This window comes from Bradyrhizobium sp. AS23.2, assembly GCF_001908185.1.
Lineage (GTDB): Bacteria > Pseudomonadota > Alphaproteobacteria > Rhizobiales > Xanthobacteraceae > Bradyrhizobium.
Window position 1 is genome coordinate 1 of the sequence record NZ_LGHM01000212.1, and the last position, 10,980, is coordinate 10,980.

5 protein-coding genes and 5 pseudogenes are annotated in these 10,980 nt (G+C 57.4%); 5 read left to right on the top strand and 5 right to left on the bottom strand.

Features of this window, described 5'->3' with window-relative positions; genetic code table 11:
* Positions 1-173: 173 nt before the first annotated feature.
* Both AC630_RS44690 and AC630_RS36750 read left to right on the top strand, forming a co-directional pair.
* The gene (locus tag AC630_RS44690) at positions 174-365 is read left to right on the top strand and encodes a hypothetical protein (protein ID WP_143198598.1); all 192 of its coding nucleotides are present in this window, start codon (positions 174-176) and stop codon (positions 363-365) included.
* Positions 366-1,275: 910 nt separating this feature from the next.
* Positions 1,276-1,743 carry a helix-turn-helix transcriptional regulator gene (locus tag AC630_RS36750; RefSeq protein WP_074123282.1) on the top strand — a complete coding sequence of 156 codons (468 nt, stop codon included), beginning with the start codon at positions 1,276-1,278 and terminating at the stop codon, positions 1,741-1,743.
* 1,251 nt (positions 1,744-2,994) lie between these two features.
* On the opposite strand, the gene AC630_RS36755 is transcribed toward AC630_RS36750, so the two are convergent.
* The 3 genes and pseudogenes from AC630_RS36755 to AC630_RS36765 all read right to left on the bottom strand — a co-directional run bounded on the left by AC630_RS36755 (position 2,995) and on the right by AC630_RS36765 (position 6,140).
* Positions 2,995-3,465 carry a NolY gene (locus AC630_RS36755; protein WP_208867097.1) on the bottom strand — a complete coding sequence of 157 codons (471 nt, stop codon included), beginning with the start codon at positions 3,463-3,465 and terminating at the stop codon, positions 2,995-2,997.
* Positions 3,466-4,343: 878 nt separating this feature from the next.
* A pseudogene (locus tag AC630_RS36760) lies at positions 4,344-4,699 on the bottom strand (LLM class flavin-dependent oxidoreductase); the annotation flags it as partial.
* 413 nt (positions 4,700-5,112) lie between these two features.
* A pseudogene (locus AC630_RS36765) lies at positions 5,113-6,140 on the bottom strand (IS110 family RNA-guided transposase).
* Between the two features lie 163 nt (positions 6,141-6,303).
* Between AC630_RS36765 and AC630_RS36770 the strand changes: the two are divergent.
* Both AC630_RS36770 and AC630_RS36775 read left to right on the top strand, forming a co-directional pair.
* Positions 6,304-7,860, top strand: a complete 1,557-nt coding sequence (locus AC630_RS36770; RefSeq protein WP_074123281.1) for an ISL3 family transposase — start codon at positions 6,304-6,306, stop codon at positions 7,858-7,860.
* Positions 7,861-7,986: 126 nt separating this feature from the next.
* Positions 7,987-9,019: pseudogene (locus tag AC630_RS36775) on the top strand (IS110 family RNA-guided transposase).
* A gap of 46 nt (positions 9,020-9,065) precedes the next feature.
* Here the strand turns inward: AC630_RS36775 and AC630_RS47475 are convergent.
* A pseudogene (locus AC630_RS47475) lies at positions 9,066-9,254 on the bottom strand (LLM class flavin-dependent oxidoreductase); the annotation flags it as partial.
* A gap of 239 nt (positions 9,255-9,493) precedes the next feature.
* A pseudogene (locus tag AC630_RS36785) lies at positions 9,494-10,589 on the bottom strand (pyridoxal phosphate-dependent aminotransferase).
* Between the two features lie 151 nt (positions 10,590-10,740).
* Between AC630_RS36785 and AC630_RS43110 the strand changes: the two are divergent.
* The coding region (locus AC630_RS43110; protein WP_143198599.1) for a transposase at positions 10,741-10,980 on the top strand (240 nt) is incomplete at its 3' end.

Genomic DNA, 10,980 nt, shown 5'->3' on the forward strand with positions numbered 1-10,980 from the left:
CCCGGTCCGGATTTCTGCTTCATCTTCGCTCCTTGCGGCTACGATGAACCAGAAATCCTCCCTTCGTGAAGTCCCTCAATTTGTCTCAAGGGCTCTGACGGCGAACAGCCGAACTCGGCAGCAGTTTTCTTCGTTGGCTGAGAGAGGTAATTGCGGACGAGGCAGTTCACTCGATGAACGCTGTTAATGTTATCCGTGCCCGTTACTACGATCGCATTCCGGAAATCGGCACAATTATCGATAGCCTAATCGACAGCGTGGGCGATGATCTGGATTATACCGGCACCATCGTACTGGATTACTTCTGGGAAAATTATACAAATGTTTGCCAACTGCCGCGCCGTTGTCCTGAGAAACGTCGGTAAGCCGCTATCAGCCGCAGCGATGGCTTGAAGCGTAGGCGCGCAAGAAGAGAGTTTGCGCCATATCCCATGGGTGCCTCAGGATTGCATGTGTTGGTCGGTCAGTGCGGATGCGGCTAACATAGGATTCCAGCCGGCAGCATGCGCTGCGCTTGAACTGTCCGCCTGTTTCACGTTCCTCGCAAGCGACAGGCAATAGTGGCTACATACAGGAGGCACGGATCGCACATCAGGAGAAAAAGCCAACCTGGGAATCATGACGAACAACTAAGCCAAACCGCGGTGTCGGCTTTCCTCCCGATGTCGCGATGTCTTCAACGCACGCGCCTGCAGCACGTATCCCAATGCTGTCAAGTCATTGTTGCTAAAGCCGATTTGTTGGGGAAGGTGCAAGTGGTACGACACTTGCTGTTCTCATTTCCAGGTTTTCTCCTTTCCGGAGATGCATATGCAAAGTGTCCTCTGCACTAAGCAGAATTTCCGACTGCGTGCATGTCGGGGTATCCCCCTGACGAACATCGCCATGCACTACGAGTGCGGATCGCGCTCAACCCAAAAGAGTTGTTCGCGTTGGAGGCGCCCGACTGAAGCACTCAGACGCCTCGCGATGTTTATGCAAGGGGCCAAAGCTGCGCGACGAGGATGCCGGGCTGCTCATCGACCCCGCTCTCGTCGGCGCCGACGCCGTGAAGGTCACTTGCGGACTGACGAGGCAGATCCGTCGGACCGTGCACGACCGTGGCAGATCTCTTTTCATGGTCGCCAGCAATCCGAACATCAAGGGTGACACCGCGCTTGGGGGGCGGCAACATGGAGCTGCTCGGCGACGGATTGGAACGTGCCTCCGCTCAAATCAAGTTCAATCGAGCGGCGCAATACCGACCTGCTGGGCCAGCCTGCTGAGGCGTCTACAATGAATCTTTTCAGCTTCATCGAATGCGCGACGCGAACGCAATCTCTCAGATCGCTTTTCGAGCTTCTTGTGAAATGTGCGAGCGACGAGGGCTTCAGCGAAGTCTTTTACGGAGCGCTCAATTTCGCGGAGCCACTTCGCCTACCGGAGTATCCGCCGCCCGCGGTGGCCGTAAAATGGCCGCCCGAATGGTGTGAGCGATATTTTAGGGGGAAGTACTACAAAATCGATCCAGTGGTCAGGCGGATATCCACGCGGCCGTTTCTGTGGGATCAACTCGCCGAGCAACATCGACTAGTGGCAAAGGGCAAATCGTCATGGGAAATCGGGAGAATATTACATATTAGCGAGAATACGGTGAACTTTCATCTTAAGAACGCGATGCGAAGGTTGGGCGCGACCAGTCGGATCCAAGCCGTCATTGTGGCGATCCGCCTCAATCTTATCTTGGACGTCGAGGTTGCGTGAGCATCTAGACGGCATCGGATGATCGTCTGAAAATTAACTTGCGCCCGGAAACTGTTGAAGACAGAAGATCGATACCAAGGGCAATCGTTCGCCTGGGCATTGAGCAAGCTCGACCTGCCATGTGACGCGGGCACTTGCGGCTAGCTTCTCTGACGCCTTCACGAGGCAGGTCGCTCTACTGCAGTGCGTCTTCCATTCATCATAGGAAAAGTGCTTCGCCCTGAAAGGCGGCACCGCGATCAATGTCCTCGTCCGTGACATGCCTCGACTCTATAGATCTCAGTTATGTACCGGTCGCGCCGCGAGCCGAATCCCTGGCCGAGGTTGGCGCTGCGGATGGAACGCATCTACGGCAAGATCAAAGAGGAGATCTGAGTTTCAGGTTCGTCAGACTTAAAAGAGGCGGCCATCGTTAAACTGCTTGTTAGTACGTTGCCGCTCACGCTCGAATACGAGCAGTGCAGGAGATGCACCTGTGGGAGCGACGTCTCCGCTTACCTTCACCGAGCGGATATCATCGCGTCGGCGCGCTTCCCAATGCGCGGTTCACGCTTATCGTGCGCAAAAGTGTCGAATCGCGTACTTTTGCGGTTTCAGAAGCGCTTGCACAGATCCTTGGCCGATTCAAAGTCACGCAGCGTCCGTCCCTTGAAAGTAGTCGACTGTGCAGGCGTGTACGGTTCCTAACGCCGCTATCTGGACGCCCGAACGGATCGTGAGCGGTATTGAAACATGCTCGCCGCAAGCCCATCAATGCGAACGCCGACATCACCGAGGTCAGGAACGTGACATCTGTCGCCGTTGAAGGATCAGACCCTTCCGAGGATTGCTCCGGGAAGGACCACCAACCTGAGCAATCATGGTGTTGACGCATCGATGACGGGCCGGCGTAAGGATAGGCATGCGCAAACAGCGCCGGGATGCTGGCGAAGTTGCGGTAGAAAATGACCCAATGAGTTTCTCAGCAAAGGACCGTGACGGCCACTTAGAAGGTTCGTCTTTCGGACAGGCGATGCCCATAAGCTTCCGACGCAGGCCAGGATCGATTGGCCTCAGCTAAGTTGCTGCTTGTCGGTATTGATCCGCGACAGGAGTGATTCGTCTTCTGTGTTCACTTGCAGATGACCAAGAACATCGTTGCGGAAGTCCGTTGCTTTGCAAGCAGGAAGACAGCGAGGGTTCGCCTAAAAAGCTGCGCCGGAACCCGCAACGGGATGGAGTGCTTTGGGAAACTTGCCAGGACAGTACGGTTTATGCGCCGCAGCATGGATTAGCGCTCTGCCTGATCAATTCGCAAAAATGCAGCGCATCATTAACTCCATCAAAGGCATCTGCTCGGCCATCAGCGGCCACCGCACGCGCCAGGATAAGTTTCGCGAGTGTGGTCCGGTTGTCAGGAGTCTGCATAGCTGGCGGTAGGGCCGCGACTGCTTGATCAAAAAGCCGGCCTAAAACCTGAAGGTCTTCTGGATAGAAAACACCGCCGTGTCTTTCTTGCAGCGGCGCGGTCTGCCTGCGGCCAACTGCAGCCCCGGCTCTCGTGTCGCCCAAGAGGTCGCTCTCCAATTGCGCTGATATCAAGGTGCCTGTGACGTTGCTGACCAATTGAACCGCGCCGAGCGGTTTCTTGTCTTCGCAGATTAGTCCTACAGCAGCTTCGACCTGCTGGTGTATCCCATGTTTAGGGTGCGGCACACCCAAACTACAACGATCGAAGTCCACTGCGCGTTCTCCCGATAAAGGAACGATAGGTAAAGATGAGGTGTTCGGTCAACCGTCGGTGGCCTAGCCAAATTGCAGTTGCTCGACTTTGGCGACGCGAGGCTGTCTTGAGAAACGTTGACAATTCACGCCACGGCGAAGCCGCGACTGTCGCGGTTCGGAAGTTCGCGCTGCCACGCGCGCTGCTGACGTGTTGATTCGTCGACCCGAATGCCATAGGGCGCACGGACGAGGCGCAGCCAAGGAGGACGCCATCAGGGCAATCCACCTTGCCGCGTCTCAGACATTAATTATTATTGACGGGCAATTGATTTGAGCGCGCCAGCAGACTGCTAAGGGGCGCCCCTGCATCTAGCCAATGAGTTTCGTCCAACCAGGCGATCGCAAAAGGTGAATTCGCCTGCAACGTTGCTGACGACAGAGAATCCATTGTCATACGACCTTCCTGATCGCTGTTTCCAATCCGGCGGTCAAATATGAGGTTGAGGCGGGTCCGGTAAAATCGATTGTTTTTATGGAAGCCATCCAGACTGCCGATAGGTCATGGCTGATGCACCAGTCGGCGACATGGTGGACCGCAGGCCTGAAAAAAAAACAAGCTCGCGGTGGAGTCGAACCATCGTAACGCCGCTGTTCGACCTGAAGAAACCCCACGAACGATCGGAGAGCGTGGTGACCGGCGCCGTGCCGAGACCCGCTTTGGTAGCAAGAGGGGTTGAGGTCACGCTGCCGCGTACTCCTGCTGAGCCGCTCAGCAGATAGCAGGGGCTCCCTGCTGAGCGAAGCGTGATCTGCCGATCGTCAGGCTAGGCGTACTATCCTGGCCCACGAGAAGGCGCTGCCGCAAGACCTGATCACACGGCAGCGACGACGCACAGTCAACGCTGCCGAGTCATTTCGGATTGAATCGTCTTTGCTGTGTATACGGAAGTCTCTAGTGGCAGATTGCCGAATGCAAGCTGACAAAAAGCAGGTAGTTGGCACCAGCCTTCTCGATCTGGATAAGTAGAAGCTCGCGCACGGAAGCTGGCGTTCCCACGACGCACAATTGACTCTCGAGTGCCGCATCGAAGGTCAGCGGCAGGTTAGGCGGCGTCGGCATGGCATTGAGGTCGTAAAGGATCCTGAAGTTCTTGAGCCATTGCTCGTAAGCCGTTGCCGCTAGCGAATAAGCCTGTTGGTGAGAACGCTCAATCACCACCATGCGGAGCAATCCCAGGAACGGTTCGCGGTCCTCAACGTTAGCGCAGCCGGCTCGATGGACGCGGAATGTCAATCGGCCCTTTAATTGCGGATTGCTGTCAATTCTTTTTTGAAGCCAATCGGCAAGACGGTAGCGCTCGCCCCGTCGGAGCTGGTCGGGATTGCGAAGATGGGCGAGCGCGGCTGCTCGAACGATAGCTAGGTGGTAGTAATAGGCCGATTGGCTGTCACCTAAATGTCGATGCGATTGACTGCCCGTCGCTGGGGTCATGGTCCTTTCCGAGGTCGCAAGCGCCTCATGATGATGTCCGGATCGGGTGCCTCATCGTTTGCAACGGCGTGCGGCCGAGCCGCCACCAGCCGATTGATCGAGGTCACCACGACCACCGTCCCAGCGGGACATCGCCAGCCCGGCGGACCGGGCCAGGAACTTGCAAACTAAGGTTAGGCCGGCGCGTGGCCCCAGTCGAACGACGTGCCGTCGACCCATATGCAGTGGAGGATTACAGCGATCTTGCGAGCAATGGCCACCTTTGCCTTTTTCATGCCGGCGCGCTTCGCGAGCTTCATTCCCCAGGCCTTGAGGGAGGACCATTTCTTTGTTCGATAAAGCAGAACAGTAGCCGCCTCGTACAGGTACGTTCGGAGGAGCCTGTCGCCCCATCGGGATATTTTGCCACTAGTGTCAGTTTCACCAGATTGGTTGCGCCGAGGTGTGAGGCCGAGATAGGCGCCGACTGTCGAGGCCGATCGGAAGCGGGATGGGTCATCGATCGTATGGCGGAACGTCAAGGCGGTGACCATGCCGACACCAGGAACCGTCATCAGGCGACGCGTCGTCTCGTCAGACTTCGCCAATCGGCGGACCTCGTCGTCTAATTTGCTCTGCTGCTGGCAGATATGCTAATGAACCGACAGGAGCGGCTCGATCACGGCGAGGAGCTGATGGCCTTCGCTGAACAGCTCACGGACCAAGTTGCGGAACTGTTGGCCGATGGCGCGGGAGAATAGCAATCCACATTCCTTGATCAGACTGCGGACCTGGTTCTCGATATCCCGGCGCATGGACACCAGGCGGAATCGCGCAACGAGGATTGCTCGAACCTTCTGGCTCTCTTCGCTCTTGATTTTGACTTCTCGGTACCAGCCGACCCTTACGAGTTCGGCAAGGCCCCGAGCATCGTTCTGATCGCTCTTGTTCATGCGGACCGACAATGCTGCGTGTGCATGCCTTGCATCGATGCAAACGACGGGGAGTTCGACCCTACGAAGCTCATGCCAAAGCCAGCTTGCCATTGCGCCCGTCTCAAAGCCGATACGTTCCGCCAGTGGCGCATGTTTACGAAGTAGCCTTGACAGATCTCCAGGATCAGACTTGGCCTTTCCTTCAAAAATCGCTTGACCTGTCTCGTTGGCCACGCACACGGCAGTCTCTCTTTTTGCGAGACATCTAGCCCGACGTATTGCCTCATGACAGCTCCTCCGAATCGTTTGATTGCGAGAGCTCGACGATAACGGAGCTTTCTCCCACGAGCGTCGACCGCAATTACGTCATCGTTTGCAAATTTGGCTCTGACTCACTTTTGATGCAGTTTGGGGGATGTCTGGCGTTTTGATTGAGGGAGAATCAGCGCCATGCAGCAAGCACTCCAGCGCTCCAGTCTGGTGCCGCGTGGGTTTGTTGTAGAGAGTGCGTACTACGAAGACGGTAAGGCCGTTGTTGTGGTCCGAGCGTCCGGAAGTGTTGGTCTGTGTCCGTCGTGCGGAGCGGTTTCCCGACGCGTCCATAGCCGCTATCGACGGCGCGTGACCGATCTTCCGCTCTCGGGGCGGATTGTAGAGCTCCTGGTGATCGCTCGCCGCTTCCGCTGCGACGCTGTCCTGTGCGGGCGCCAAATCTTCGCCGAGCGCTTCGCCGAAGGTGTGCTGGCTCCATCGGCGCGACGCACGGCGAGACTGGACTCGATCGTCTACCACCTCGGCCTGGCGCTTGGCGGTCGACCAGCAGCAGGCTTCGCAAAGCGGCTGATGCTACCGGTGAGCAAAGACACGCTCCTGCGTGTGGTCCGACGCCGCAGCCGCCCGCCGGCCGACCCGCTCAGGGTTATAGGCATCGATGATTGGGCCTGGCGGCGCAATCACCGATACGCCAGCATCATCTGCAATCTGGAAAGGCGCCGGATCGTCACGCTGCTACCGGATCGTGAGCCCGCGACCGCCCAAGCCTGGCTGGCTGCTCATCCCACGATCACGATCATTGCCCGTGACCGTGGTGGGGGATATGGCGAAGCTGCGGCAAGGGCCCTGCCGCAGGCGGTACAGGTCGCGGATCGGTGGCATCTGATGGAGAACGCCAGTCGGGCCTTCCTCGATGCCGTCCGCAAATCGATGCGCCAGATCCGCAGCGCGATCGGGGTAACGACAATCGATCCCAAACTGCTCACCGCGGCCGAGCGCCTCCAGTATGAGGGCTATCTCCGCCGCGAAGAGACCAACGCAACTATCTTGGGCCTGTCGAAAGGCGGAACGCCGATCAAGCAGATCGTGCGCCAGACCGGCCATAGCAGGAAGATGGTACGACAGGTGATCCGTGGCGAACGCCACGATATCTTCCGGACCCGGCAGAACTCACTCGATCAGCATCTGCCATGGCTCAACGACCAATGGGCAGCCGGTTGCCGAAACGGCGCTGAACTTTGGCGCCGTTTAAGGGTACGCGGCTTCCGAGGTTCCCTTCGCGTTGTCGGCGAATGGACTACCCGCAGACGGCAGTCCGAAAAGGCCGATATCGAAAACCTCCACCGGATCCCATCGGCCAGAACAATCGTTCGTCTCATGACGGTCGGACGGGATACGCTCTCCAAGGCGGAGACGATCACTGTCGCCGCCGTCGAAGCTGGCGTTCCCACCCTTGTCGAAGCTCGAGAGATCGTAGCCGAATTCCACGGGATGATCCGGCGCAGAGCCGCCGCTGAGTTGTCATCCTGGATCGAGCGCGTTCGCGCCAGCCTCGTCGCCTCATTCGCCCGCGGCGTAACGAACGATGAAGCAGCGGTTCGAGCGGCAATCACGTCGCCCTGGTCCAACGGACAGACTGAAGGTCAGATTACTCGCCTCAAGCTCGTAAGACGCCAAATGTACGGCCGCGGAAAAATCGATCTGCTTCAAGCCAGACTGATAGGTGCCGAATGAGTGAGCTGCACCAGAATTGCGTCAGAGCCAATATTGCAGACGATGACGTAATTGCGGTCGGCGCTCGCGGCACGAAAGATCCGCTATCTTCAGGCCTTCCCGCAATCTTTTAAACCGGAGGGGGCTATGAAGCAGTATGTTGGGCTGGACGTCTCGCAAAAAGAAACCTCGGTTCGCGTTGTCAACGAAGTAGGTCAGGTCTTGTTCGAGGGGAAGGCGAAGTCCGACCCGGGAGCGCTCACCGCGCTGCTCCGCAAGCGGGCGCCACATGCGGAGCGCATTGGTTTTGAGACCGGGGCGATGGCGAGTTGGCTGTGGCATGAACTTCGTAGGGTTGACCATCCAGTGGTTTGCATCGACGCGCGGCATGCCCACGCGGCTCTGTCCGTACGCATGAACAAGAGCGATCAAAATGACGCGCGAGGTCTAGCTGAACTGGTGCGGGTTGGCTGGTATCGAGAAGTCAAAGTCAAGAGCGAAAAAAAAAGTCAGAAGATTCGCGCGATGCTCGTCGCGAGACCCCGGCTCGTGGCCATTCGTCGAGATATCGAGAACCAGGTCCGCAGTCTGATCAAAGAATACGGCTTGCTGTTTCCACGTGCAATCGGCTTGCAGTTTCGCAATCAGGTCCGCGAGCTATTGGGCGAAGATCACCAGCTCCTCAGTGTGATCGCGCCACTTTTGTCGATCCACGAGCAGGTCTGCAAACAACAAAGCAAATTCGATAACGAAATTCGCCAATTGGCTAAGTCAGATGAAACGGCGCGTCGGCTGATGACAGTTCCGGGCGTCGGCGTTGTGACTGCCTTGACGTTCCGTCATACGATCGATGACCCATCGCGCTTCCGATCGGGATCCAGCGTCGGCGCCTATCTGGGTCTCACCCCGCGGCGCAGCCAATCTGGCGGGACCGACAGCAATGGCAAGATATCCCGATGGGGTGACCGTCTTCTCCGGACTTATCTTTTCGAGGCGGCGACCGTTCTGCTTTCACCGGACGAAGAAATGGTCTTCTCTCAAGGCCTGGGGAATGAAGCTTGCCAAGCGGATTGGCATGAGAAAGGCAAAAGTCGCCATCGCCCGGAAGATCGCCGTGATCCTCCACTGCGTCTGGGTCGATGGCACGTCGTTCGACTGGGGTCAGGCGAAGGAAGCGTGATCCTGTTTCTCGGCTCCTGGTCCGGTCCGCCGGACTAGCGATGTCCCGCCAAGAACAAATTCGGCGAAGGTCCTCTCCCGTGAGGCGTGCAGTGGTGCTCTGCCACGTGATAGGCATAGAATCCAAGAGCATCGCATGCCTCCGCCAATCTGAGGCGATCGGCGTAATGTTGCGCAACATCGCGCCCATCATCATCAAGATGGTCGAAGATGCCGCATGTCAGATTTGGATGAATGCCATTTTTCGCTTGATACGCTCCGATTGTAGGACATTGGGAGTCCTGTTCGCGTCAAGCCATCGAGGGGTCGATAGGTCCTGCGTGCTTTAGGCCGACCGCTCGTAGGGTCTTCTTCGGGGCGGCTGAAGTAGCAGCTCACCGCAGAGGGTTATCGCTGTTCATGGTTCATGGCGTGATATACATCCCTCTGCGTCATCTTACATCTTCGCGGCAGCGTCGTTCGCAATGGGTCCGCATCAGAAAGCGCGCATCTTTAGGCGCGCAGATATATCGCGAATGGCTGCGAGAAATGCAGCCATTTGAGGCTCTGTACCGACGCTAACGCGAATGCAAGATTCAAGTCCCTTATCGGGGAGGAAAGCGACAAGTATCTTCTTCTGCTCCAACGCTGCTTGCCACCATCTTCCATCGTGCCCCTCCGGCATACGGGCTAGCACGAAGCTCGCTTGGGAAGGCGTTACGCGAAACCCGAGTTGAGAGAGTTCGCCTGCAATTCTCTCCCTCTCGTCTCTGATCTGTCGACGGTTATGTTCATGGGCGGCGCGATGTGCGAGGACACTGATGCCGACGGCCTGGCCGATCACATTCATATTGAAGACGTTCTGCAGGTTGCGAAGCGTCCCAATGAGCTCGGGATGACCGAATCCGAACCCGACGCGAATGCCCGCAGCGGCATAACTCTTCGACAACGCTCGTAGAATCAAAAGATTCGAATGTTGGCTAAGGAGCCGCAAACCATTGTCGGGTGCAAAGTCGACGTAAGCCTCGTCCAAGACGACCAGACGATCATTGCGTGCCAACAGATTTCATCGATCGGAACGAAGAGTCCGGTCGGATTATTCGGATTAGCGAGCATAATGAACTTGGCGTCTGCGGCGGCGCCGGAAAGCAATTGCTCGATGGGCAGGGTCTGAGGTTCAGAACATCCGATTTCAAGAAAGCGAGCAGCTTGCAACATCGCAAGCTTGCGATTGAATGAAAATCCTGGCGACACCATCGCTACGCGGTCGCCAGGGAGGAGGAAAGCTCTGAAAATCAGTCCAAGGAGTTCAGACGAACCGTTGCCGGCGATTACCTGATCCGTCGCACCGCCGTAGGCAGCGGCCGCTGCTTCCCTCAAGCTGATGTTGTCACTCTCTGGGTATAGGTACTGCCGTTCAAGCGCTGCGACTGCGTCTCGCATAACAATAGCGGGTAACGGGAATGGATTCTCATTGGCGTCCAGCTTCACGTAGCTGGCGTCCGGAGCAGTCGGCCGGATGGCGGGACGTCTAGCCAGCGTGTGACCGGCGAGAGCAAAGAAAGGACGGTCTTCAGTTTTGCGTCAAGCATAGTTGTTTACCCCATGAGCGCCAAGAGTTCTCGCATTGTGTCACTATGTGAACCATTAGGCTGGTAAGGCCAAAGTGCTTGGCGATAGAAGTTGAACCTCCTCCGAATTGATGGACACCTGTAGTAGGCTCGAAGAGCCAGGAGGTGTCGGATGGAAGGACGTCAACGTCGGTGGTTTGCGGACGACTACAAGCGGCAAGCGGTTGATCTCATAGCGTCGAGCGGGCTCTCGATCGGATCTGTGGCCAAGGAGCTTGGTCTGCGCGATTCCGTGCTGCGGCGGTGGGTGGAGCAGCGAGCGGCCCGGCTGGAGCCGACGGCGGCGACGCGGCGCTCCACAACGCAGGCGACGCTGCCGTCGGCGGACCACGCGGCAGAGATCGCGCGTTTG

What these genes read in the sequence shown, in the direction of transcription:
- AC630_RS44690 (WP_143198598.1), top strand. Translation starts at nt 174, where the DNA reads ATGAACGCTGTTAATGTTATCCGTGCCCGTTACTACGATCGCATTCCG.
- AC630_RS36750 (WP_074123282.1), top strand. Translation starts at nt 1,276, where the DNA reads ATGAATCTTTTCAGCTTCATCGAATGCGCGACGCGAACGCAATCTCTC.
- AC630_RS36770 (WP_074123281.1), top strand. Translation starts at nt 6,304, where the DNA reads ATGCAGCAAGCACTCCAGCGCTCCAGTCTGGTGCCGCGTGGGTTTGTT.